The organism is Scytonema sp. PCC 10023 (genome assembly GCF_963920835.1).
Classification (GTDB): Bacteria; Cyanobacteriota; Cyanobacteriia; order Cyanobacteriales; family Nostocaceae; genus Kalymmatonema.
The window spans coordinates 1-24,784 of record NZ_CAWUDP010000128.1; the positions used below are offsets into that span (position 1 = coordinate 1).

The 24,784-nt window shown below is 44.0% G+C and carries 17 protein-coding genes and 2 pseudogenes; 8 read left to right on the forward strand and 11 right to left on the reverse strand.

From position 1 onward, the window contains the following. The 5 genes from ACM0OZ_RS42230 to ACM0OZ_RS42250 all read right to left on the reverse strand — a co-directional run. Window positions 1-2,140, reverse strand: a 2,140-nt coding sequence (locus ACM0OZ_RS42230) for an AAA-like domain-containing protein (protein ID WP_414588863.1), incomplete at its 3' end; no start/stop codon positions are given. Beyond that, window positions 2,133-3,131: an AAA-like domain-containing protein gene (locus ACM0OZ_RS42235; RefSeq protein WP_414588881.1), complete on the reverse strand. Its 999-nt coding sequence runs from the start codon at window positions 3,129-3,131 to the stop codon at window positions 2,133-2,135. The genes ACM0OZ_RS42235 and ACM0OZ_RS42230, both read right to left, overlap by 8 nt. Beyond that, window positions 3,062-4,264 (reverse strand): TIR domain-containing protein, encoded by a 1,203-nt coding sequence (locus ACM0OZ_RS42240; RefSeq protein WP_414588864.1) that lies wholly within the window; start codon window positions 4,262-4,264, stop codon window positions 3,062-3,064. The genes ACM0OZ_RS42235 and ACM0OZ_RS42240 overlap by 70 nt, the downstream gene beginning before the upstream one ends. A gap of 349 nt (window positions 4,265-4,613) precedes the next feature. Next, window positions 4,614-5,030, reverse strand: coding sequence for a putative toxin-antitoxin system toxin component, PIN family (locus tag ACM0OZ_RS42245; protein ID WP_414588865.1), 417 nt, complete (start codon window positions 5,028-5,030; stop codon window positions 4,614-4,616). Then, window positions 5,020-5,244, reverse strand: coding sequence for a hypothetical protein (locus ACM0OZ_RS42250; RefSeq protein ID WP_414588866.1), 225 nt, complete (start codon window positions 5,242-5,244; stop codon window positions 5,020-5,022). Before ACM0OZ_RS42250 ends, ACM0OZ_RS42245 begins: the two co-directional genes overlap by 11 nt. Before the next feature lie 21 nt (window positions 5,245-5,265). Here ACM0OZ_RS42250 and ACM0OZ_RS42255 point away from each other — a divergent pair, with 21 nt between their 5' ends. Beyond that, window positions 5,266-5,406 (forward strand): hypothetical protein, encoded by a 141-nt coding sequence (locus ACM0OZ_RS42255; protein WP_414588867.1) that lies wholly within the window; start codon window positions 5,266-5,268, stop codon window positions 5,404-5,406. A gap of 3 nt (window positions 5,407-5,409) precedes the next feature. Here ACM0OZ_RS42255 and ACM0OZ_RS42260 read toward each other — a convergent pair whose 3' ends face one another. Then, window positions 5,410-9,258 (reverse strand): eIF2A-related protein, encoded by a 3,849-nt coding sequence (locus ACM0OZ_RS42260; RefSeq protein ID WP_414588868.1) that lies wholly within the window; start codon window positions 9,256-9,258, stop codon window positions 5,410-5,412. Between the two features lie 93 nt (window positions 9,259-9,351). Further along, window positions 9,352-9,561, reverse strand: coding sequence for a hypothetical protein (locus ACM0OZ_RS42265; protein ID WP_414588870.1), 210 nt, complete (start codon window positions 9,559-9,561; stop codon window positions 9,352-9,354). Window positions 9,562-9,847: 286 nt separating this feature from the next. Between ACM0OZ_RS42265 and ACM0OZ_RS42270 the strand changes: the two genes are divergently transcribed. Both ACM0OZ_RS42270 and ACM0OZ_RS42275 read left to right on the forward strand, forming a co-directional pair. Further along, window positions 9,848-9,970: a hypothetical protein gene (locus ACM0OZ_RS42270; RefSeq protein ID WP_414588871.1), complete on the forward strand. Its 123-nt coding sequence runs from the start codon at window positions 9,848-9,850 to the stop codon at window positions 9,968-9,970. A gap of 206 nt (window positions 9,971-10,176) precedes the next feature. Continuing rightward, entirely contained in the window at window positions 10,177-10,908 is a 732-nt protein-coding gene (locus ACM0OZ_RS42275) for an SDR family NAD(P)-dependent oxidoreductase (protein ID WP_414588873.1), read from the forward strand. A gap of 26 nt (window positions 10,909-10,934) precedes the next feature. Here ACM0OZ_RS42275 and ACM0OZ_RS42280 read toward each other — a convergent pair whose 3' ends face one another. After that, window positions 10,935-13,076 carry a prolyl oligopeptidase family serine peptidase gene (locus ACM0OZ_RS42280; RefSeq protein ID WP_414588874.1) on the reverse strand — a complete coding sequence of 714 codons (2,142 nt, stop codon included), beginning with the start codon at window positions 13,074-13,076 and terminating at the stop codon, window positions 10,935-10,937. 237 nt (window positions 13,077-13,313) lie between these two features. Beyond that, on the reverse strand, window positions 13,314-14,159 hold the full coding sequence (locus ACM0OZ_RS42285) for an aminotransferase class IV (protein ID WP_414588875.1): 846 nt from the start codon (window positions 14,157-14,159) through the stop codon (window positions 13,314-13,316). Window positions 14,160-14,279: 120 nt separating this feature from the next. On the opposite strand from ACM0OZ_RS42285, the pseudogene ACM0OZ_RS42290 reads away from it, so the two are divergent. Then, window positions 14,280-14,384, forward strand: a pseudogene (locus tag ACM0OZ_RS42290) (Uma2 family endonuclease); the annotation flags it as partial. A gap of 98 nt (window positions 14,385-14,482) precedes the next feature. After that, window positions 14,483-15,484, forward strand: coding sequence for a phosphotransferase enzyme family protein (locus ACM0OZ_RS42295; protein WP_414588876.1), 1,002 nt, complete (start codon window positions 14,483-14,485; stop codon window positions 15,482-15,484). Window positions 15,485-16,031: 547 nt separating this feature from the next. On the opposite strand, the pseudogene tnpA reads toward ACM0OZ_RS42295, so the two are convergent. Further along, window positions 16,032-16,439 (reverse strand): annotated as a pseudogene (gene tnpA, locus ACM0OZ_RS42300) (IS200/IS605 family transposase). 78 nt (window positions 16,440-16,517) lie between these two features. On the opposite strand from tnpA, the gene ACM0OZ_RS42305 reads away from it, so the two are divergent. Further along, a complete protein-coding gene (locus ACM0OZ_RS42305) occupies window positions 16,518-17,816 on the forward strand; it encodes an RNA-guided endonuclease InsQ/TnpB family protein (protein ID WP_414588877.1) in 1,299 nt (432 codons plus the stop codon). Window positions 17,817-18,008: 192 nt separating this feature from the next. Here ACM0OZ_RS42305 and psbA read toward each other — a convergent pair whose 3' ends face one another. Further along, window positions 18,009-19,091, reverse strand: coding sequence for a photosystem II q(b) protein (gene psbA, locus ACM0OZ_RS42310; protein ID WP_414588878.1), 1,083 nt, complete (start codon window positions 19,089-19,091; stop codon window positions 18,009-18,011). Window positions 19,092-19,252: 161 nt separating this feature from the next. Here psbA and ACM0OZ_RS42315 point away from each other — a divergent pair, with 161 nt between their 5' ends. Next, on the forward strand, window positions 19,253-23,044 hold the full coding sequence (locus ACM0OZ_RS42315; protein ID WP_414588879.1) for an NB-ARC domain-containing protein: 3,792 nt from the start codon (window positions 19,253-19,255) through the stop codon (window positions 23,042-23,044). A gap of 760 nt (window positions 23,045-23,804) precedes the next feature. Further along, window positions 23,805-24,784 (forward strand): tetratricopeptide repeat protein (locus ACM0OZ_RS42320; RefSeq protein WP_414588880.1); only part of this gene is annotated, 980 nt, incomplete at its 3' end.

Below are 24,784 nucleotides of genomic sequence, written 5' to 3' on the forward strand. Positions count from 1 at the left end.
GTACTGTGTTGTCAACACTGCCAGAAGCTATCGTCTTACCATCCGGACTGAATGCCACGCTCCAGACATCACTGCTATGCCCCAAAAGGGTTTTGAGTAGCTCCCCCTTGAGATTCCACAACCGTACCGTGTTGTCAACACTGCCAGAAGCTATCGTCTTACCATCCGGACTGAATGCGACGCTCCAGACATAATTGCTATGCCCACTGAGGGTTTGGAGTAGCTCTCCCTTGAGATTCCACAACCGTACTGTGTTGTCACCACTGCCAGAAGCTATCGTTTTGCCATCCGGACTGAATGCCACGCTCAAGACAAAACTGCTATGCCCAGTGAGGGTTTTGAGTAGCTCTCCGTTGAGATTCCACAACCGTACCGTGTTGTCATTACTGCCAGAAGCTATCGTCTTACCATCCGGACTGAATGCGACGCTCCAGACATAACTGCTATGCCCAGTGAGGGTTTTGAGTAGCTCTCCGTTGAGATTCCACAACCGTACCGTGTTGTCATTACTGCCAGAAGCTATCGTCTTACTATCCGGACTAAATGCCACACTCCTGACATAACTGCCATGCCCAGTGAGGGTTTTGAGTAGCTCTCCGTTGAGATTCCACAACCGTACTGTGTTGTCATCACTGCCAGAAGCTATCGTCTTACCATCCGGACTGAATGCCACGCTCCTAACAGAACTGCTATGCCCTTCCAGTCGGTTCCGTTCCCTTATTCCATAAACAACCTGCTGGAGAGTAGCAACTGCTTTCATGCGGTTACCTGGTTCTATGTCTTTGTCTGGAAGTTTGACTCGTTTGCCTAACTTCAAACCTTCTAGCAAAGCCTCAAAATTTAAATGTGAGACAAACAGCTTTTCGGAAGTGAGACTTTGCGTGACAATTTCCGCGTTTTTGAGGGCTTTTTGAGCATATAAACGTTGTGCTTCGGCATCTAAACGTTGTGTGTTAGCATACAGCGCCATTCCTGCCATTGAAACTGAAAATATCAATAATCCTATAATATAAGGAAGTGCAGGCTTATAACGCTCCCAAAAATCCCGTAAATTCAACGGTAAATGTTGATTGACCCACTTTAAATCAAACACTCGTTGATAAATGGGATTTCGCACTTTCAACACCCCATTCTTCCTTTTGACTACACCCGATAATTTCAGGTGAGATTTGATGATTGACTGTTCTTCATCAGCAACAGCGCGTTTTCCTCGCCGAATTTCGCGATAAATAGTTAAAACAGCAGCTTTGTCTGGTGCGCGTTTGGTCAGCATATCACGCACAAACTGCAAGTTATTATCCTGCTCACTCATTGCACCGAAAAAGGTGCTACTCACTATGCGGTCAATATCAGCTTTTGACCAATTTTTCTGGGATTGCTGGCTAATAATATAAAAAAGACGCTGCGATAAGTATGGATGTCCTTTTGTCCAAGAGAGTACCCACTGCAACACCTGCTGTGCTTTAGGAGTTGACAAACCCAATCCCTCTGCCAGCGGTTTTGCTTCCACGAAGGTAAAATCTGTCAGGTCAACTCGCTGACCAATATTAAACGGTGTCCGCTTTGGAGCACGTATCAAATCACCGGGAGTTGCGACACCAAATAAGACAAAAGAAAGCCGCGAAAATTCTGAGAAAAAAGCACGAGAGACGTAGAGATAGCGAATCGCTGCATAAAAATCGTCTGTAAAATCTAGACTAAGAGTGGTATCTATTTCATCAATAAAAATTACCACTGGAGTAGTGATTTCAACTAACAACACCCGCTGAAAAAATTCTGTCAACCGTTGTGTAAAACCGAGATGCGCGTGTGCAAGCCACCATTGGTGTACATCGGTATCCAGCATCAATTGTTGTTCTATCTGAATGAGTAAACCTAGATACCACTGTTCCGGATTTGTGACTTGTGTCCCTATCCCCGTCAAGTCAATCATCACTGACTGAATCTTTTCAGTTCTCAGTTGACGTGCAGTCCGCACCATTAAACTAGATTTACCCATCTGGCGCGGTGTGAGAACATAAGCAAATTTTCCTTCTCGACACAGTGCTAACAGTTCCTCATCTGCACGTCTTTGAATGTAAACCCCACTCCGGTTTGTCTGCACTGTTCCACCAACAGTGTAAATGCTTGCATCAGCCATGCAGATTCTCCCGGAAATATTCGGCGTACAATTGACAACGTGGCAAGGCAGACTGTCCAGATGAACGTACCAAACCAGCACCCCGCAACCGCCAGAATATTTGCATATCCGGACAGATATTTTGGCTGATGACAAGCAGCAATCCTTGTATCAATTCTTGCTTATCATATAACAGTGACAACAGCCGCCGCAGATGGTCTCCAAAAGGTCCAGAAGCAGCAGTAGCATTGGTAAATAACTCTGTTGGAGTGATTTGTCGGCTGGCGACTAAGTACAGCGCTTTCCGCACCAAATAAGGATGTCCACCAAGCAAGCGAAGCAATTGTTGAAGCGAGTTGGTGTCGAAGGGGAAGTTATGACGACGATTGAGTTCCGCAACCTGTTCGGGTGTAAAATCTTCTAGTTCAATGATTTGCCCAACATTAAACGGAGATTGGTTCAGGTCATCAATTAACTGATAAGGTTCTGTAGAAGTGACCAGCACTAAATCTAATTTGTCTAAACTAGGATAAATCGCACGGCTATTATGCCAGCTACGCAACATCCCAAAGAAATCATTGCGGAAATTGGTGTCAAAAACTCTATCCACTTCATCCATTGCCAATACCAATGGACTACCTAACCCTTTTAAAATATGGCGTTGTAAGTAGCGATCGCAACGCTGAATCGTTGTTAAGTTGAGACGAAAATACTCCTCCACTTTGTCTTCAAGTTCCAGCACATCGCTTATCCAACAACAGAAGTGACGGAAAAACAGTTCCTCATCGTTGAGTACTGCTGTGTTCAACTGTTGAAAATCAAGATAAGCAACTCGCTTACCCGCATTTCTCGCAGCTTGAATTATCCGCATCAATAATGAACTTTTCCCAACTTGCCTGGGTCCTTTGATGGGAATCGTTACACCAAGCTGTACGATGGTTCTTAGTGCGATGGCACGGAGTGCCCGCCAAGGGCGATCGCGTCTGCATTGCGTTCCACATAAAATGCCGATTCAGGTTTCATCGTCCCGGATGGCATTTCTAACTCCACTGGCTGTGCAAATGGAGTTGGTGGGAGTAACTGCTCAGGTTCACTTATCTTGAGTAAATTAGTCTTAGCTTGTTGGTTTATACTTAAGGAACCACCATTAATTGCTTGCCTTAACTCTTCTATAAGACGCGACGTATCCTGCGGATTCTCCCAAAATGCCCAATTGATGTGGTTCAAGTAGATGCTGAGGGGATGGGGAAAGGCTTCTTGATATGCTAAACGCACTGGGAGAATAACAGGTTTTCCACCTTGCCGAAGTGCTAAATCTACCGCAAGGGAGATTTCCCACTGCACCATTTCGCTATTCACAGATTGTTCAGAAAGGAAAACGATGAGAAAATCAGTACTCTTCAGTTCTGTTTCAATGCATTCTGCCCAGCGTTTGCCTACCAGTATTCTTTGGTCAATAAAGACATTGTGCTGTTGTGACAATTCCTGGTAAACTTGAGTTGCGACAGGTTCATCCGGTTCAACATTGCGCTTGTAACTGATAAAGATGCGCTGTCTTGAAGTCGTGGAAGCAATCGTGTCTTGATTGCTGTTTCTAGATTTTAATACAGGTGTTCCTGACTCGGGAATTCCCTCTAAATCAATCGAAGTGCAACCAAATTCAAAAGCATCTTCGTAGTTTCTGCCTGCACCGATCGCATCATAAAATCCAACTGCAAACTCAATTGCTGCGCGATCGCCCACTGCTTGACTCATCCCAATTACACAATTTATATCTTGGTAAATCGCCAAAGCTTGTTCTTCACTATAGCAGGCGTTCAGCAAGACACACTCTACTTTCTCTTTAAATAATTTAAATAACCGTGCTAAGGATTGACTACTGACAAGTTGCAATTCTCCAGAGTTATTCTCCAGCGCCAAGCCATCACTCCCTGTTCCATGTCCAGAAAAATGCACAATTTGCGGTTCGTAATCTAACAACGCGCGTCGCAAATCGTCTACTCGTATTGCCCATTTGGTAATGATTTCAAATTGCTCCCGCTTTTTTGCACGTTCCAACCCCGCCTGAATTTCTCTGACTTCTTCATCCAGACGTAACTTAGAGGTGTTCTTTGGGTTAGCTGATAAAATCAGAATTTTTTTCACTTCGGGTATCAACTACTGTAGAATTTGGTGTCATTTATCGGGCGATCGCATGGACAAAAACCTGATTATGTAAGTCAGACTTATTTACTAATTAGGTGCAAGCAAAATCAACTTATGCACGAGTGAGATAGAAATGGGAAGTTTTTGCGCTCATCTGAACTATTGTAGAACCGCACGGTAACACTGCACAAAAGGGTAAGTAGGTCAACCTAATTAAACGTAAGACCTCCCTTCCATTCCTCTCCCCTACAAGGGGAGAGGCTTTGACTCTCCCCCTTCCCTTATAGGGAAGGGGGCTGGGGGGTTAGGTTTGTTTGTTTTTTAAGGTTGACCTACTTATAAGCATGAATTAATCAATGGCTAGAAAGTCTCCGGGAGTCATAATCTGGTTTTGATATTCGGCTAAAGTCTTGAGTGATAACAGGTCTTTATCTCCTGTGATTAAAAATTCTGCGTTGGAATCTTTAGCAAGTTCTAAAAATTTGTTATCGTCTGCATCTCTACAGGTGTTTATTTGAGATTTTATTTCTATAAATTGACTGTATTTTTTAACGACATCCAAAAAATCTTGTCGGTCTGCATCTGAAATATATTTATCGAACTTAGGTTTGGAAATTCGGATTTTTAATTCTTGGTAAGTTTCTTCGCTTTGAGCGATTTTGAATTGTTTATAGGCTTTATTTAGTGCTTTACGGGCTGTTCCATCTGGACTCAGGGCAGCACTAATTAAAACATTTGTATCAATGACAATGAGTTTATGATTCATCGGCGAGTAATTCTTCTAAGATTTCTTCTGTTAGTCCTTGGGCTTGAGCATCTCTGCCGATTCTGTCAAAAACACTCGGTAAATCTTCATCTTTATTAGGAGAGTGTTTTTTGATTTCTTGAATGAGTTGTTCTTGTTCTTGCGCTGGAAGTTGTAGGACAAGATTAAGAATTTGCTCGAAGGTTAGGGGGAGTTGATAGATTTTTTGAGTCATAATGGTTTCTGGAGTTAGGGAATGGGGACTTGGCGCACATTTATTTTACCTGTGACGGCGTTGGTGATGAGGTCGTCTATTTGTTTGGTTTTATGGTCTTTGAAGTGGGCGATCGCCCAAGGGGCACTGGCACCTTTGCGATCGCCTCCAAGAACAAGTTAAAAGTTAAAAGGTAAAAGAAATATTGAATTCTTTCTTTTTACTTTTTACTTGGTTCTTTTTACTTGGCATGACGTGGCCCAGAGGAGAGGAAACGCCGCGCTGCTGCACAGTTGGAAATTTTGGGGCGTTAGGAATATCATCGCAGAGATGGCGGTCATCTTTGCTAACATTGGGGTTGTATTTCAGATAGTCAGAAATCCAAGCACAACCACGTATTAGTAGGTCATCCAAATCCAGATTCCACAGTTTGGCTGTGTCGTCCCAACTACCAGTGGCGATCGTCTTGCCATCCGGGCTGAACACGACACTATTGACATGACTGCTATGCCCCTTAAAAGTCTGGAGTTCCTGCCCCTTTAGATTCCATAGCTTCACTGTGTTGTCTGTACTACCAGTGGCAATCGTCTTGCCATCCGGGCTGAACACGACACTTGTGACAGGACGGCTATGCCCCTTAAAAGTCTGGAGTACCTGCCCGTTTAGATTCCATAGCTTCACGGTGTTGTCATTACTATCAGTAGCAATCGTCTTGCCATCCGGGCTGAACACGACACTAAAGACCTGACTGCTATGCCCCTTAAAAGTCTGGAGTACCTGCCCGTTTAGATTCCACAGTTTTACTGTCTTGTCATCACTACCAGTGGCAATCGTCTTGCCATCCGGGCTGAACACGACACTTGTGACAGAATCGCTATGCCCCTTAAAAGTCTGGAGTTCCTGCCCCTTTAGATTCCATAGCTTCACTGTGTTGTCTGTACTACCAGTGGCAATCGTCTTGCCATCCGGGCTGAACACGACACTTGTGACAGGACGGCTATGCCCCTTAAAAGTCTGGAGTACCTGCCCGTTTAGATTCCACAGTTTGACGCTCGTGTCTTCACTACCAGAAGCAATCGTCTTGCCATCCGGGCTGAACACGACACTTAAGACATAATTGCTATGCCCCTTAAAAGTCTGGAGTTCCTGCCCGTTTAGATTCCATAGCTTCACTGTGTTGTCAGAACTACCAGTGGCAATCGTCTTGCCATCCGGGCTGAACACGACACTAAAGACCTGACTGCTATGCCCCTTAAAAGTCTGGAGTACCTGCCCGTTTAGATTCCACAGCTTCACTGTGTTGTCTCTACTACCAGTGGCAATCGTCTTGCCATCCGGGCTGAACACCACACTATTGACCGAACCGCTATGCCCCTTAAAAGTCTGGAGTACCTGCCCGTTTAGATTCCACAGCTTCACTGTGTTGTCAGAACTACCAGAAGCAATCGTCTTGCCATCCGGGCTGAACACCACACTTGTGACATAATCGCTATGCCCCTGAAAAGTCTGGAGTTCCTGCCCCTTTAGATTCCATAGCTTCACTGTGTTGTCCAAACTACCAGTGGCAATCGTCTTGCCATCCGGGCTGAACACGACACTTGTGACATAACTGCTATGCCCTTGAAAAGTCTGGAGTTCCTGCCCCTTTAGATTCCATAGCTTCACTGTGTTGTCTCTACTACCAGTGGCAATTGTCTTGCCATCCGGGCTGAACACGACACTTAAGACAGAACCGCTATGCTCTTCCAATCGGTTGTGTTCTTTCAATCCGTAAACAACCTGTTGCAGAGTAGCAATTGTTTTTGTGCTGTTATCGGCATTGACAGCATCACCATATTTTTTCAAATTTTTCCCTGCTTTCAAACCGGATAATAAAGCTTCTAGTTGTAAATCCGAGGCAAAAAGATTTTCTGTGGTGAGATTTTGAGCTAAAAACTCTGCATTAAATCGTCGGTTTTCTGCTTGCTGCCATTGCGAAAAAGCAAATCCTGATAAAATTAGAGCAGCAACTAAACCACTAATCAACGCATTTGTGTTACGCCGCCGCCTGCGCTCTTTTTCCTCCTGCTCTTTAGCCAGTTTCTCCTGCTCTTTAGAACGCTGCTGTACACTAGCACTAATAAAATCTCGCTCTTGGGGTGTCATTTCCTCAGCTCGTTTGTGCAACCACTCTTGAGCCACACCCAATGGTACACCCCGCAACAATGCCCCAGAATCATAGTTACTATTCTTCCACTCCAGCACTGCCACTTTCAGCCGCTCTTGCCAAAGGCGAAACTGACGGTTAGCGTTCATCCACTCTCGCAGAGTCAGCCATTCGCGGATCAGGGCTTCATGGACAACTTCTACTGTATCAACGCCTGATTTTTCATCGCGTCCGGTGACAACCAAGCGGGCTGGGTATCCTGCTAAATAACTCACTAATCCCCAGTTCTCATCTCCAACTTCTGCACGGTTGGCAATGCGACGAGTGTCTTCTGTTCCTTCTCCTGGGCGCACTAATTGCACAAAAATTCGTGGTACAATTGTTTGCTGTGTTTCGTTCAGTCGCTTATAAACTTCCTCGGCGTGATTAGCCAAAGCTTTTTTCACACCCCCAATCTCGTCATAGCGGGCGTGAGTTAACTTGCGCTTTTGCTGCAATGACCAAAGTCGGGTGAGGGCAAATTCCAGCAATGGCAGGTTTCCAGGCTCATTGCCGACATCATCTAAAATTCGTTCCGTTAATTGTCCTTCTAATTGGACTTCCATTTTCTGGGCTGGCTGCTCAATTGCTCTCTTGCATTCCTCACGATTCATCGAACTTAACAATTGAGGTGAAAACTGTTGCAATGCATCACGAAATGGACGATACGCAAGGACAAAGTTGTAAAAGTCAGCCCTTAAAGTAAAAACGAGTGTGAAGTTGTCCAGATGAATCGCTGCCAACAGCGCATCAACGAAACGTTCAATGACCTCCTTATTCTGGCAGAGAGTGTAAAGTTCCTCAAACTGATCTATAAACAGCAACAAGCGTTTACCAGTCTGGCGTTCATTAATCCGAGATATCACCGTAGGTAAAGTGATTCTCCCAAGTTCCATATCTGCTGCTAATCCCACAGCTTCTCGCAGTTGTGCAGTTTCCCCAGTTTCTGGTTCCAATAAACGTACTAAAACAGAAGCTAACTGATAAAATGGTTTATCCCCAGGACGTATTGATTCAATCAGCCAGTTTCCAGAAATCCGCAGTTGGGGAAACAACCCCGCATACACGACAGAAGATTTCCCACTACCACTAGGACCAATCACTCCTACCAAAGGCTGTTGGTTGACGGCTTTTAGTAAACCATTGACAAACGTTTCCCGTCCAAAAAAGAATGCTGCATCAACTTCTGTAAATGCAGCTAAGCCTTGATATGGATTGGGAGGAATAACATCGAACAATGGCTGGATGATACTAATTTGGTCTTTTTTCAAAAGAACCGGAGTTTGCTGCTCTAAATAACTCATCAAAACCGAGCAACCTAATTCATAAGCAAACCCCATCTGTTCTCCAGCGGCTATTGCATCGTAAAATGCTACAGAAAATGCTATAGCTGCTTTATCCCCAATCGTTCGGTTCATGCCAATCACATAGTTGACGTGTTGGCTAATGGCTTTTGCTTGTACCTCACTATAACAAGCATTGAGAAGTACGCACTCAACTCCCTTGGTGGCAAATAACTTAAACATACTTGCCAGTGCATCTGCGTTGAGAAACGCTGGCTCATCAGCTTCATTTCCTAAAACAATGCCATCAACTCCAGCACCATGCCCACTGAAGTGAACAATCTGGGGTTGGTAATCTAAGATTGCTCGGTAAAAATCACGCTGACGTACTGCCCACTTCTGCTCTAACCTAAACTGCTCACGCTTAGAAGCTCGTCTCAACCCTTCATCAATTTCCCGTACTTCCTTATCCAATTGTAACCTCGAAGTACCTTCCGGATTGGCTGCCAAAATTAAAATTGTTTTGACATCTGGGTTATTACCATGAATTGGTCGGGTTGAGTCCATAGAACAAGGGTAAAAGTTTATGCGAAATAGCCCAAAAAGGTACTACATGAGAAACACTTATACTTAATTCTTATAGATGAAACCGAAGTTAACTTATGCACTAATGCAATAGAAATAGAACAGAAGAAGAGCAAATTTCTCATTTACATACGTCGAGTCTGGACAAACTCCAAAGCGTGTAAGGCGTAGTAGAATCGATACACAATGACTTGTTAGAATTACAAGTGCGATTGGCTTTGCCACTGCCCCTTGGGCAATCGCCTGCGGCGATCGCACAATCGTACCTGCAGTGAGTAGCTCCATGTACTACCGAGTCTAACAGCGTTCTATTTACTTATTACCACACAATTTCTGTTCTAAATTCCGCAATCAAAGTAAAAAGATTATATAGCGGTTTGCAATTGGTTGAGGTACACAAAGAAATAATGAACCACAGATGGACACAGATGGACACAGATAAATTAGTACTTCATTCAATTGAGTTGCGCTATATTTATCGTTTCCACTGATGAGTCATGCAGCAGTAAACGTTTGGGCATCTTTGTGGAATGGAAGAAATTGGGATGAGTAGAATCAATGGTTAGAGCCAATGCGCTATGCACGTGCAGTTGGGTTTAGCGCTGCTGCTTCTGATGTAGAACCCAGAGCCAAAGAAATCGCTTTTTTGGGACAAGCGTCGCAAGTCGCGATCGCGGTTCACCAGAGCGCATAAATTAGCCCAGCATAAAGGTAAAATGACTTTGAAGTATTTTCATTACAGCGGTTTTCAGCTAAGGTGGGCATTGCTCACCAATATCTCAAATGTGGATCACATAAACTTTTATAGGCAATGCCCACCCTACGATTTGTGGTTTAATCATGTGAAAAGCGCTGTAAATAAAGTTCAATAAAAATTGATACTGCGTTAAAAGAAACCGTATGGAAGAAATACTTACAGGAAAAATTGCTGTTGTAACAGGAGGCTCTGCGGGAATTGGTTACGCAATAGCAAGACGTTTTGCAAGTGTTGGGGCAAAAGTCATTCTGGCAAGCAGACAGCCGCAACGCTTGGCAGATGCTGCCAAGAGCATCGGAGACTCTGCTGTTGCAATTCCCACCGATGTCTCTGATTTTGAACAGGTGCAGCGGCTTTTTGAAGGACTGGAACGGGTGGATCTTCTTGTGACTTGTGCTGGTGCAGCACACTTTGGTGCAATTGATACGGTACCAGTGGCACAAGCTAAATCCCTTTTTGAAGGACGGTTCTTTGGTCAACTAGCGGCAGCGCACTATGCAGTACCCAAAATGCCACCGGGGAGTGTTATTATCTTCTGCTCTGGAATTGCAGCCACCGTCGGACTGCCCTACTATAGCGCGGGTTCTGCCCTTTGTGGTGCCGTTAACTCAATGGCACGTGCCCTTGCGGTTGAGCTAGGTCCTAGAGGCATCCGCGTGAATGCTATCTCACCGGGATTAATCGAAGACACAGACATCCAATCTAATTTGTCAAAGGAACAGGCGGAAAATTTGGCTGAGTCAGCAAAAGCCAAAATTCCGCTCAAGCGTGCAGGTCAATCTGATGAGGTGGCAGATGCAGCATTTTTCCTTGCCACATGCGGCTATGTGACAGGGCAAATTATTGAGGTTGATGGCGGGTGGACAGCGTCTTAGGGTGTGCAAATTGTAGGATTTTCAGCTTAGTCCTCGATCCCGAATTGCGACATCATAAAGGTGAAAATGTCGGCTCGTTCTTGGAGACGTTGCGTTTTGGTTGAGCCAACGCCGTGTCCCGCTTCATAGTCAATGCGGAGCAAGACAGGTTTGCCGCTGGCTGAGGCGGCTTGAACCCGCGCTGCAAACTTTGCCGATTGCCAAGGTTCGCATCGAGGATCAGTGATGCCGTGCGTAATCATCATTGCCGGGTAGTTGACACCGTCCTTGACGTGCAAAAAGGCATCCATTTCATAGAGTGCTTTGAACCCCGCTTCCGTTTGGCAGCTGCCAAATTCACGAATATTATTCACGCCGTTTGGCGTTGTTTCAAAGCGAATCGCATTCATGACGCCCACCCGTGGAATTGCCACGGCAAAGAGGTCAGGACGCTCTGTTACGGCTCTGCCAATCAAGATACCGCCTGCGCTTATGCCTTCGCCCGCCAGTTTTGCAGGTGAGGTGTATTTCTGTTCAATCAAATATTCAGCGCAAGCAATAAAATCTTTCCAGGTGTTTGGCTTGGTTTGCTGAAATCCGGCACGATACCACTCTCGCCCTTTTTCGCCACCACCGCGCACATGGGCAAATGCCATTATGCCGCCTTTTTCGTACCACGCATAATTTTGGTGTTGGTAGGGTAGGTACAGGGAGAAGCCATAAGCCCCGTAACCAGTCAGCCAGCATGGATTTGAGCCATCGAGTTTGATACCTTTTTTGTGGACAATAGACAGTGGTACCATCGTCCCATCATGCGATCGCACCTCAACTTCCCTAGCAATTAAATCATCTGGTGCATCATATTTACCTTTTGGTTGTAAACCTGTCTCCACAAAGCTTTCTGTTTTCGGATTGTATTCATAGATGCTGTAGGCTCTCGTCCAAGTGGTCATAGCCAGTAAAATTCCTTCCACTCTGGAATCATTTTTTGAAACTCTGGGGTCATTTCCAAAAAAATCGACTGTGCCATCAAACGGCAGGTTGAGTGGTTCTGCTTTACCGTCGTAAGCAATGCGAATGACTTTGTTAATGCCATTGTCGCTTGTGAGCACATAAAGCGCATCTTGAGCGGCAACCATTATTTCGATAATCTGGTCCCTTTCTGCCATGACGAGTTCAGCACTAGAAAAGTCAGGGTTTTTCAACGAGGTTTTGACAATCTTGTAGCGAGGCGCATTTTTGTGCGTCAGCAAATACAGGTCTTCTCCATGCACGTCGAAGAGTTTTACTTCATCGATCGCATCGCAAACCTTTTTCCACTCGGGTGTTCCTTGATTGAATGAAGCAAGAGTTGCGACATAGAGATCCAGCTCTTTCTGGGTGCCGTAGAGGATGACCGCAAATACATAGTCGGAATTTGGAACGGTGACGATAAATGGAGATGCTACGCTCGAAACGTCGATCAAAGGAGTCACTGCATGACCGAGGACAAGGGTATCTTGTTCTACATCTGTGCCAAGTCTGTGCAAATAGACTTTGCTGTTTTGATTTTTCTCGGTTATCGCCATGCCTTCTTTCATCTCTTGATGGCGAGTGTAGAGGAACGACTGGTTATCGGGTAACCAACTTCCACCGTAATGCAGCCGCGAAATTGGTTCGTCTACATCTTTAAGAGTTTGAGTATCCATCACATACAGCGAAGCCTCTTCCGAGCCGCTTGCTGAAATAGCATACATCACATACTTGCCATCCCACGACGGGATGAAGCTATTGATCGCGTGTGGCTTGCCTGTTTCTTGTTTGAATTGTTCAGGATCGACCAAGAGAATTTCGCTGCCGTTCATGCCGTCGCGCAGGTAAAGTTTCCACACATCGTCTTGTGCTTCCCGTTTGAGATAGAAAAGTTTGCCGTTAGCAAGCCGCAACACACAGTCCATCTTTGCCGGAACGGAAGCCTCTAATTCCATCATGCGGTTGAAAAAAGCATCGCGCCCAGGCAGTTGTTTGAGCACGTTAGTTGTATAGTCAGCTTGTGCTTTCACCCACTGCTGCACCTGTTCATCGTTGAAGTTTTCCATATAACGGTAATTGTCCGTTACCTTCGTGCCGAAGTAGTCGTCTGTAACGGGTTTGACAGGGGCAACGGGCGGTTTTGGTTGTGCACACATTCCAATCATGCTTCTCTCCATATTTTTTCTCCTATGATGTCTCAGGGCACTCGATGAGTGGCGATTGCCCAAGGGGCAGTGGCAAAGCCAATCGCCCGTAAGCGTAAAGCGGGCGCGCACGCATACGCACAGCATATTTTAAGTACTTTCAATTGTCTATGTTTATACTTTACCTAAACTATACCAATCCTATTTCATTTGTAAAAATTGAGTTTTTCAGATCCCCGACTTCTTAAAGAAGTCGGGGATCTTGTTTTTTCACGAATCATTTAAGACTGCTATAGTATAATTGTTAAATAAATGCATGAGAAGTTGAGTCTTTTCTCCTGGTTTTCCATTAGATATCTGTAGGTCATCAATTTGAACTACGGGCATAATCTCCTTCGTGGAAGATGTTATAAAAGCTTCATCACAACTATTCAAATCGCTGTAATAAATTGGTTGCTTAACTATCTCAAATCGATTTTTAGCAAGTTCCAACACAACATTTCTTGTGATACCATTTAGAATATTTTCTTTTGGCGTAATTAGTTGAGAGCCTCGAAAAACAAAGAAATTTGTAGTAGTTCCTTCCAATACATGGCTCTGCTGATTAACATACAGTGCATCAATAGCATTAGCGCGTTTTGCTTGTTGTAGTGCCATAATTGCAGAAATATAATTCAGGGTTTTGGCTTGAGGAATGAACCGTTCTATTGGCACAGTGACAACTTTGACGCCTCTTTCATAATATTCCACTGGATATTGGGCAACAGGAGTGACAATAACCACTAGACTTGGTTGTTCGGGAGGAGTAATAAAGTCGGCTGAAGAACCGCCAGTCACAACAAGCCGAATACTAGCTTCTGGGAGATTATTGCGCCTCAGTGTTTCTTGAGTAATTCCTTCTATTTCCTCAGTTAACCACGGCAAACTTAAGCCAATTAATTCTGCGGATTTTTGCAGCCTTTGAACGTGTTCTCGTAGTCTAAATGGTACTCCGTTATAAGTCCGGAGATAATCAAATATTCCATACCCTCTGACAATTCCTAAATCATTAAGTGGAAGAGAAGCTTGGTCGAATGGAAGATATTCTCCATTAACGTAAGAAATAAGTTGAGCCATTTTAGTATTTGTTAAAGTTGTTGCTAGAAGTCATCATAAGCCATCATAACTGTAAGCTTTTTGTTTTATGTACATTAGCATGAGAAGATAAAAACGAATCATTGGGAGGAATCAATCGCCATGACCGTTATCCCTGCCAAGTGGACGATTGACGAGTATCACCGCATGATTGCTGCTGGTATTTTGGGCGATCGCCGAGTTGAGCTACTTAAGGGAGAAATTGTAGTTCATGAATTTTTGAATCACAGATGGACATAGATGGACAGCGAATACGCATTAAAATATTTTTTTTGGAACACAACCTTTATTGAACATTGTAAATAATGGCACAGACTGACGCTTACGAACGCATTGCCAAGGCTGCACTCAATCAATATGCTGTAGTTCAGGGAGAACTTCGGTTTCTGGGTCATAGTGGAAACGTGACCTTTTGTGTGGAAGCACCAGAGGAAAAGTTCCTCCTCCGCATCCACCAAGGATTTTCAGGGTTACAGGATGATATATGGCAAAGACCAGATATTATCGAATCAGAACTTTTGTGGCTTGCAGCCTTGCGTCGTGATACCAATGTAATAGTGCAAGAGCCAGTGCAAAATTTAGAGGGTAGATGGGTGACACAAGTGTTAGCAGATGATACCCAAGATGTTTTTTATTGCTCATTGCTACGTTGGATTGATGGCTACGTCTGCGATACTCATCGAACACCACAACAAGCTCACCAGCTCGGCTCATTAATGGCTCAACTGCATCGCTATAGCAGTCAGTGGAAATTACCACAAAATTTTGTACGTCCAATATTTGATGAAAATCGTCTGCGCGCAGCACTATCAGCACTTTACCCAGCAGTGTCCTATGGCTTGATTTCACCAGAGCATTATAGGATGCTTACAGTAGCAACCCAAAAGATTGAAAGCACGATGAAAACACTGGGTCAAGCACAAGATGTTTGGGGATTAATTCATGCAGATTTACATGAAAGCAATTATCTATTTCACAACGAACAAATTCGACCAATTGATTTCGCTCGTTGTGGCTTTGGATACTACCTTTATGATATTGCTGAGTCAATTCAATATTTACTTCCTCAAGTGAGATCTTCCTTTTTTGAAGGGTATCAAACTATTCGTAGATTACCCGAGCGTTACTTACAAATAGTAGAGGGATTTTTTATCATGGCAATAATATATAATTACTCCTTTCATCTGAATAATCCAAAAGAACATGAATGGATTTCAAAGGATGTTCAACATATTGCTAAGAGGCACCTTCATAAATATCTTGAAGGTGAATCATTTTTGCTTGATACGTTTTTGCTTGATACATAGTGAGGAACATGGAGCACGTCTGATTTATCTTTCTCCATATTTCCCAGAATTTAACCCTATTAAAAAAAGTTGGTAAGGATATAGGGACTTCCAAAAAATAAATTATACCAGAAAAAATTTATACCAATTCAAAAAATGTTTGCGACAGATAAGGCATTCAGGATGCAGCTCAGATCCTTTTACTTATTCCTCACTCGCTGACTACTCAGTTCCTCCAATCGTGGTCTTTCTGAGGTCAAGTACGAACCTTGAAAATTCCATAACTAACTGGTGGATGTGGGTGTAAATCCCACCCTACGATGGACACAGATAATTTATCTGTGTTTATCTGTCTTTTTTATCCTAAAATTGACTTTTGTAAGAAGTTTAATGAACTTAGACACAAAAAAGCGCCCCGGTTGTAAGGCGCTCATTAACGGTGTCGCGGAAGTCCCCACCCTCAACCGCTATGTTGGGTGGGGATGAATAGCGCCCTCGTGACGATTGCATCTTTGACCAATAGTAGTAAAAGGCTACTGAGGGAAAAGATGTATGAGGAGTAGCCAAATCAATCGGAGGGTTGTTCCTGAGATTGAATGTAGTGCTTAATTCTTTCAATTGGTGCGCCGCCAGTAGAAGCAACATAATAAGAACTGGATCACAGTACTGAATTTTTGTATATAGTTGCAAGATGTTCTGAGAATTCTTTTTGAATAATTCTGCTGGATGCTGACTTCAAGCTTCCAGCAAGTGCAGAAAGATTGTTGTCGGGATGAAAGTCTATTAGCAGGTGAACATGGTCTGATTGTCCGGAAAACTCAATCAACTGACACTTTGTCTTTACACATACATTTGCAAATATCTCTCGTAACCGTTCCAGCATTGGGGCGGTTATTGCTTTGCATCGGTACTTAGTCACAAATACAAAATGCAGGTGAACAGAAAAAATAGAATGAGACCCTTTTCGCGGCGTCACTTGACATACCTCTACTTCAACGATAGCATCAGTATAGCTAGTAAGCAGGAGGTAAATAAAATAGTGGCAACGAGGCGAATGACTTTTCGGTTATACCCAAATAAGCAAATAGAACAGTCTTTGCGGTATCATCGGAAGCTTCACAAAGACCTCTATAACGCTGCTGTATACAACAGATTTACACAATACGAAAAGTTCAAACACTCTGTTAGCTATATCGAGCAACAGAATAGTTTACCTACATTCAAAGAGGTTTGGACAGAGTATAAAGAGATCAACTCTCAAGCCTTGCAAGCTACTCTCAAAAGAGTAGATTTTGCCTTTGAGCGTTGGTTCAAGGGATTAAGCAAGCGTCCAAGGTTCAAGTCAATCCGTCATTACTCAGGATGGACGTATCCAGCTAAAACTGGTTACTCTGTTGAGTCAAATAGTGAGAATGGATATATCGTTTTGTCCAAAATTGGACGCATTCAGATGCGTGGCAAGGCTAAGTATTGGGGAACCCCAACTACTTGCACAATTGTTTATCGCAATGGGAAATGGTATGCATCTATCACCGTTGACGTATTAGAACAAGTACTGAAGCCCGAAACATTACCGACAAATGCGATTGGCATTGACTTGGGTTGTAAGTCAGCTTTGTCTATTACTGACGGAGAGAATCATCAACACATAGACGCTCCCAAGTTTTTGCGTAATGCTGAGCGTGAGATAAAACGAGCGTCTAAACAGAAAAGACGAAAACAATCTCCAAATAAAAAGAAAAAGGTTAAAGCTTCTAGAAGATGGAAAAAAGCCCAAGCCAAGGTTAGTAAGCTAACTTGTAAAGTTGCCAACCAGAGACAAAATTGGGTACATCAAGTTGCAGCAGAGATTGTAAGCGGTAATAGCTTCGTTGCAACCGAAAAACTAGAAGTCACCAAAATGACTAGTAAAGCAAAGAAAGGCGACGCATTGTCCCCTAAAAATCGGGCAGCCTTATTACAACGAGTACCCGACTACGCCGACAGATCAACAAAACAAAGGCTGCCCGATTTTTTACGTGTAAGACCCCGTAAGCGCAAAAAACAAAAGGCTGGCTTAAATAAGTCAATACTTGATGTTGGGTTTGGAATGCTCAAAAGCACTATCAAATACAAAGTAGAACAAATTGGTGGTGTGTTTATTCAAGTTCCAACCAAGAAAGTAAAACCCAGTCAAACCTGTCCTAAATGTGGATATCAGCACAAAAAGACACTTGATGATAGAGTTCATGAGTGTCAACAATGTGGATACATCCAAGACAGGGACATAGCTGCCGCAGAAGTAATGCTTTACTGGGCAAAAGGTATTCTACCGGGGTTTGGAACGAGCCGCGCTAACGCGCCGCTTCGCTAACGTAGACGCTGATGTTGCTAGCTCTACTTCACGCAGCCGCAAAATTGCGGGAAGTATGAAGCAACTAGGACGTGCGAAGCGTCAAAAATCTACTCTTACTGGGCTGGATGTAGAAACCCGCCCTTCTACGAAGTAAGGGCGGGTAGTTCATGCACTCATAAAACAGACCACGAAATCTAAATCTTGAGTAACCTAGCCGTTGATAGCAGAAGCAGTGAGAGCGACAGGAGCTTGCTCGCCGCTAGCTAGATCGAGGGGGAAGTTGTGAGCGTTACGCTCGTGCATCACTTCCATACCCAGGTTAGCGCGGTTCAAAATATCCGCCCATGTACTGATTACACGACCTTGAGAGTCAATTACGGAAGAGTTAAAGTTGAATCCGTTGAGGTTGAATGCCATGGTGCTGACACCCAAGGCGGTGAACCAGATACCAATCACAGGCAAAGCAGCCAGAACAAAGTGCAGGGAACGTGAGTTGCTGAAGCTGACATACTGCCAGAATAAGCGTCCCAGGTAACCGTGAGCAGCAACAATGCTGTAAGTTTCTTCCTCTTGACCGAATTTGTAGCCGTAATTCGCGGACTCCTGCTCGGTGGTTTCACGCACCAAGGAAGAGGTCACAAGAGAACCGTGCATGGCAGAAATTAAAGCACCGCCAAATACACCTACAACTCCTAATTGATGGAAGGGATGCATCAAGATGTTGTGTTCAGCTTGGAACACCAACATGAAGTTGAATGTACCAGAGATACCCAAGGGCATACCATCAGAGAAGGAACCTTGTCCAATCGGGTAAATCAAGAATACTGCGGTTGCTGCTGCTACAGGAGCAGAGAATGCTACGCAGATCCAAGGACGCATACCTAAGCGGTAGGACAATTCCCATTCACGACCTAAGTAGCAGAATACGCCAATCAGGAAGTGGAATACTACCAACTGGTATGGACCACCGTTGTACAACCATTCATCTAAGGAAGCTGCTTCCCAGATGGGGTAGAAGTGTAAGCCGATCGCATTGGAAGAAGGAACAACTGCACCAGAGATGATGTTGTTGCCGTATACTAATGAACCTGCAACAGGCTCACGAATACCGTCAATGTCAACCGGAGGCGCTGCGATGAATGCAATGATAAAGCAGGTTGTAGCGGCTAACAGTGTTGGAATCATGAGAACACCAAACCAACCGATGTATAAGCGGTTTTCAGTGCTGGTGATCCACTCACAGAACCGCTCCCATACGTTTGTGCTTTCGCGACGTTGTAAGGTTGTGGTCATATCCTAAAATGATTACAGTGATAAAGTATGGTTATAGTTGCTGTTCACTTGGAATCAACAACTGAATGCATAGTAAAAAAAATCCCATAGTCCTTGCAGTAACTAAAAGTTATTGAAAGTTACAACATTCAGTTAGCTTTAGTTAGCACTATTTGTGACCAATGACAATCGAAGAAGCCTTAGCCATTGTTGAAACTGTTCTTGAGACAGCATCTTTAAATGACTTGCAAGAAGTTATTTTTCGACAGTCTTGGGAACGTAAAACCTATCCCCAGATTGCCGAAGAATTCGGTTATGATGCCGAGTACATCAAAATTGTAGGCTTTCGACTCTGGAAAATGCTTTCTCAAGCAATGGGCGAGAAAGTAACTAAAGATAACCTCCGCTCTGCTATAAGAAGATGGTGTTCTCGTAGCATCCAGGAAAGGAAAGCAGGGGAAGCAGGGGAAGAAATAAATTCAAAATCACCGAAGATTGGAGTCTCCTCCACAGACGCGCAAGGGACGGAGGTTTCCTCCGCTCCAACTTCTCTCAAAATTCAAAATTCAATATTAGGAGTCTCTCCCTCATCTCCCTCATCCCCCTCATCCCCCTCATCCCCCTCATCTCCCTCATCTCCCTCATCCTCCTCATCCTCCTCATCTCGCTTACAAGACTGGGGTGAGGCGATAGACGTTTCTATCTTTTACGGACGTTCTCAAGAACTGGTAACTTTAGAGCAATGGATTATCCAAGACCGTTGTCGATTAGTGGCAATATTAGGAATTGGTGGAATTGGAAAAACTTCTCTTTCTGTGAAGCTGGGGGAAAAACTACAGCAGCAATTTGAGTTTGTTGTCTGGCGATCGCTCCACAACGCGCCAACAATTGAACCACTGCTGATTGGCTTGATTCAATTTCTTTCACAACAAAAGGAAACCAATTTACCTGACTCTGTTAGCGATAAAATTTCTCTACTGTTGAGTTATTTACAAAAACATCGCTGTCTTGTTATTCTTGATAATGCTGAAACAATTTTATGCAGCAGTGAACTAGGTACTCGTACAGGACACTACCGCGCAGGATATGAAGAATATGGCGAACTTTTTAAGCGAATTGGGGAGTCGCGCCATCAAAGTTGCTTGGTGATGACAAGCCGAGAAAAGCCTAGAGAAGTCGCAGTGATTGAAGGTGAAATCTTGCCCGTTCGGTCTATGCAATTATCTGGTTTATCAACAGCAGACGGACAAGGAATCTTTCGCTGTAAAGGACATTTTACTGGCTCAACTTATGACTGGCAAAACTTAATTCAATCTTACGCAGGAAATCCGCTGGCGCTGAAAATTGTAGCGACAACGATTCGAGATTTATTTGATAGTAATATTTCTAGGTTTCTTTCTCAAGGTACAGTCGTATTTGGTGATATTCAAGATATAATTGAACAGCAATTTCAGCGTTTGTCAACCATTGAGCAAGAAATTATGTACTGGTTGGCAATTAACCGTGAACCTGTGGCTTTTGCAGAAATACAAGCTGATTTACTATCCCCTATTTCCAGTTCTCAATTACTAGAAGCACTGCAAGCTTTGGAAAGGCGATCGCTCATTGAAATTGCTAGAGACATTGTACACAACGTCTCTACATTTACGCTGCAACCTGTATTAATGGAGTATATGACCAGTCGCCTGATTCAACAGGTGTGTACTGAAATTGAAAATCAGGATGTTTCCCTTTCCAAAAGTCATGCTCTTATCAAAGCTACAGCAAAAGACTACATCAAAGAAATTCAAATTTATCTAATTCTTAACCCTGTTATTAAACAGTTACTTTCTATCTTTGGCAATGTAACTCGAATTGAAACTCAGTTGATGACAATTCTTGCCTCACTGCGCGGCAATAAACCAATTGATACAGGTTATGTTGGTGGAAATACTATCAATTTGCTTCGTCAGCTAAATGTGGATTTAAGCGGTCATGACTTTTCTGGATTGACAATTTGGCAAGCAGATTTAAAAGGTGTAAACTTACATCAGACAAACTTCGCTCATTCGGATTTAGCAAAATCTACCTTTACTGCAAATCTGAGCTACATCTTCACAGTAGCAGTCAGTCCTGATGGTTGTCTTCTGGCAACTGGGGATACTGACGGCAAAATTTCCCTATGGCAAGCAACAGATGGACAACAATGTTTGACTTGGGAAGCACACGCAGGCTGGGTTCGGTCGATTGTGTTTAGCGCTGACGGTCGCACCTTATTTAGTGCTAGCGACGACCAAACTGTCAAGCAGTGGAATTTAACAGGTGAATGTTTGCAAGTATTTCGTGGGCATAATTCCTTTGTTTGGACTGCAGCTTTGTTTGAACCGCCAAATTCAAGTGACTATCATCCCATCCTTGCCAGTGGCGGTCTTGACCAAACAATCAAACTGTGGGATATCCAGAGTGGAGAGTGTTTAAAAACATTGCAAGGACATACGGATTGGATTGGCTGTGTTGCCTGTAGTTCTGACGGTAGAACTATAGCTAGTGGGAGCCTTGACCAAACGATTAAACTATGGAATGTTAATACCGGCGAATGTTTGAAAACATTGCGTGGACACACTCATGATGTGTGGTCTGTAGTATTTAGTATAGATGGTAAAAAGTTGGTAAGTGGTAGTGCAGATGCGACTGTTAAGATTTGGGATGTGTCAACAGGAGAATGTCTGCACACGCTTCAAAGTCATACAAACCATGTTTGGTGTGTTGTCTGTAGTAGTGACGGTAATACCATTGCCAGTGGTAGTGGTGACACAACTATCCGACTATGGAATATTCATACTGGAGAATGTATTAAAACATTACAAGGACACACCAATACTTTGCGATCGCTTGCCTTCAGTCCCAACGGACAACATTTAATTGCTAGTGATGACAACCAAACTATTAAACTCTGGGACATTAGCACAGGAAAATGTTTCCGCACCTTTTACGGATATGGTAGCGGTATCTGGGCATTAGCCGTTTCTCCACGCAATCATCTTGGCGACTTCCCGATGATAGCGAGTGGTAGTGAAGACCAAAAAGTTAAACTTTGGGACATCAATACTGGCAAGTGTATCAAAACTTTAGAGGGTCATACAAACTGGGTGCGCTTTGTGGCTTTCAGTCCAGATGGGAGAACTTTCGCAAGCGGTAGTTCTGATGAAACGGTGAGAATTTGGGATATTCAAACTGGAGAGTGTCTACAAATTTTGCGAGGACACACAAGTTGGGTGCTTTCAGTCGCCTTTAGTCCCGATGGGCATCTAACGAGTGCTGGTAGTGATAAACAAGTAAGAATATGGGATGTGCATACTGGGGAATGTCTGCAGGTTTTTCAACATGATACCGCTGCTGTCTCAACTGTTTTTAGTCGCGATGGTAAACTCGTGATTAGTGCTGGTGCCGATTTCCTGATTCGAGGTTGGGATGTGCAGACAGGACGGTGCATCAAAACATTTACAGGACACACTCATGGAACCTGGTCAGTCGTCTTTAGTCCAAATGGACAAATCTTAGCAAGCGGTAGTGAAGATAAAACGATAAAAATTTGGGATGTTGAGACTGGAGAGTGTCTCTCAACTCTGCATGGACATTCTGGCGCTGTTGTGAGTGTGACTTACAGTTTAGATGGTCGCCTGCTGGCAAGTGCAAGTACTGACAAAACTGTGAGAATCTGGAATGTGGAAACTGGGGAGTGCTTGAAAATTCTTCAAGGTCACACACGATGGATTTATGCAGTCGCATTTATCGATTCTCACCTTCTTGCCAGCAGCAGCGAAGACCAAACTATCCGGCTTTGGAATATCGAAACGGGCGAGTGTATAAAAATTCTTAGAAGTCCCAGACCTTATGAAGGAATGAACATTACGGGAGTCGTTGGTTTAAGTGAGGCGCAGCGGGCAACACTTTTGGCTTTGGGTGCAGTTGAGGAAGGTGGTAGCTATTTTTGAACTCTCCACGCTTTGAAAAAACGTGGATTCTAGACTGTTATTGCGACCTGGGCTAAAAGCCGCACGGAGCAACGTTGTCTCGTGTTTTACAAAAAACACGTTGGCTGGTTCAAACAGCCCTACCCGCCTCGACCCTTTCAGGCTGTACGGCTACTTTAGGATCTTCCAACCTTGAAGATTTTACGTGTTGAAGGCAACGCAGCGCGTTCTTCTCAACACAACCCCATATCTTCAGTTGTCATGGTTCAGTCTGCTAACACGTTTGTTTTTTGGAGTTTTTCATCCTGTGTTAACATGACCCTATTATAACACCGATATAAGGTCATACAAAAGTTAACTGTTAGATTTTCAGACAAAGAGCATCAAGATTTGGCAAAACTTTCTCAAAAAACAGAGCGTTCACGATTGGGATTTAATTCGAGAAGCTGTTAGACAATATGTTGAAAAAGAAACAACAGGTTAAAACCTGTTGGGTCGGGTTTCATCCCCGGATTAAAAGGTAGGGGTTCTCACCCTCCCAATATGTTTTGATAGCGCAATTCAATTGAATGAAGTAATTATTTATCTGTGTCCATCTGTGTCCATGTGTGGTTCATTATTTCTTTGTGTACCTTACTCCGGGTTACAAACAGCTATAAAGCAATACGGTTCATACCGAGTTGCATTCATAGATAGAATTTATTGAACGAACCGCAGAGGACGCAGAGGGCGCAGAGAGGGAAATCAGGTGTTCTCCAATCTAGTTTCGGAGTAGAAGTACGTGTCTCGACAGTTCTCAAAGTCAAAATCCCAAACCCAAAAAGGTATCAAATTGGTGTCCTGGTCAGTCACAATAGCAGTGGCGATCGCCTCCGGGACTGCACTCTCTTGCATCGCGTTACTGGTGACTGACGCCAAAGTAACAGGACAATCCCAATCACCGCCGTCAGCAGAACAGTCAGTAGACCTAGAGGAAGCTAAACGGCTTAATCAACAGGTCATTCAGTTGTACCAGGAGGGTAAGTATAGTACTGCCATTCCCTTAGCAGAACGCGTACTAGCAATCAGGGAGAAGGTACTGGGCAAGGAACATCCTGATGTTGCCACAAGCCTCAACAATTTGGCTCTACTCTACTCGAACCAGGGGAACTATCAACAAGCAGAACCTTTGTATCAACGTTCACTAGCAATCTGGGAGAAGGTACTGGGCAAGGAACATTTTAGTGTCGCCACCAGCCTCAACAATTTGGCAGAACTTTACCGGGAACAGGGGAACTATCAACAAGCAGAACCTTTGTATCAACGTTCACTAGCAATAAGGGAGAAGCTACTGGGCAAGGAACATCCTGCTGTCGCCACCAGCCTCAACAATTTGGCTCTACTTTACCAGGCACGGGGGAACTATCAACAAGCAGAACCTTTGTTGCAACACGCACTAGCAATCAGGGAGAAGGTACTGGGCAAGGAACATCCGGATGTCGCCAAGAGCCTCAACAATTTGGCTCTACTTTACCGGGCACAGGGGAACTATCAACAAGCGGAACCTTTGTTGCAACGCGCACTAGCAATCGGGGAGAAGGTACAGGGCAAGGAACATCCGGATGTCGCACAAAGCCTCAACAATTTGGCAGCACTGTACCACACACAGGGGAACTATCAACAAGCGGAACCTTTGTTTCAACGTTCACTAGCAATCAGGGAGAAGGTACTGGGCAAGGAACATCCGGATGTGGCACAAAGCCTCAACAATTTGGCAGCACT

Bases quoted from the DNA above. Each gene is read 5' to 3' on its own strand.
- ACM0OZ_RS42250 (WP_414588866.1), bottom strand. From the start codon at position 5,244: ATGACTCAAAAAATCTATCAACTCCCCCTAACCTTCGAGCAAATTCTT.
- ACM0OZ_RS42315 (WP_414588879.1), top strand. From the start codon at position 19,253: ATGACAATCGAAGAAGCCTTAGCCATTGTTGAAACTGTTCTTGAGACA.
- ACM0OZ_RS42285 (WP_414588875.1), bottom strand. From the start codon at position 14,159: ATGGCTCAACTTATTTCTTACGTTAATGGAGAATATCTTCCATTCGAC.
- ACM0OZ_RS42255 (WP_414588867.1), top strand. From the start codon at position 5,266: ATGGGGACTTGGCGCACATTTATTTTACCTGTGACGGCGTTGGTGATG.
- ACM0OZ_RS42305 (WP_414588877.1), top strand. From the start codon at position 16,518: ATGACTTTTCGGTTATACCCAAATAAGCAAATAGAACAGTCTTTGCGG.
- ACM0OZ_RS42275 (WP_414588873.1), top strand. From the start codon at position 10,177: ATGGAAGAAATACTTACAGGAAAAATTGCTGTTGTAACAGGAGGCTCT.
- ACM0OZ_RS42265 (WP_414588870.1), bottom strand. From the start codon at position 9,561: ATGGAGCTACTCACTGCAGGTACGATTGTGCGATCGCCGCAGGCGATT.
- ACM0OZ_RS42295 (WP_414588876.1), top strand. From the start codon at position 14,483: ATGGCACAGACTGACGCTTACGAACGCATTGCCAAGGCTGCACTCAAT.
- ACM0OZ_RS42280 (WP_414588874.1), bottom strand. From the start codon at position 13,076: ATGGAGAGAAGCATGATTGGAATGTGTGCACAACCAAAACCGCCCGTT.
- ACM0OZ_RS42270 (WP_414588871.1), top strand. From the start codon at position 9,848: ATGCGCTATGCACGTGCAGTTGGGTTTAGCGCTGCTGCTTCTGATGTA.
- ACM0OZ_RS42260 (WP_414588868.1), bottom strand. From the start codon at position 9,258: ATGGACTCAACCCGACCAATTCATGGTAATAACCCAGATGTCAAAACA.
- psbA (WP_414588878.1), bottom strand. From the start codon at position 19,091: ATGACCACAACCTTACAACGTCGCGAAAGCACAAACGTATGGGAGCGG.
- ACM0OZ_RS42245 (WP_414588865.1), bottom strand. From the start codon at position 5,030: ATGAATCATAAACTCATTGTCATTGATACAAATGTTTTAATTAGTGCT.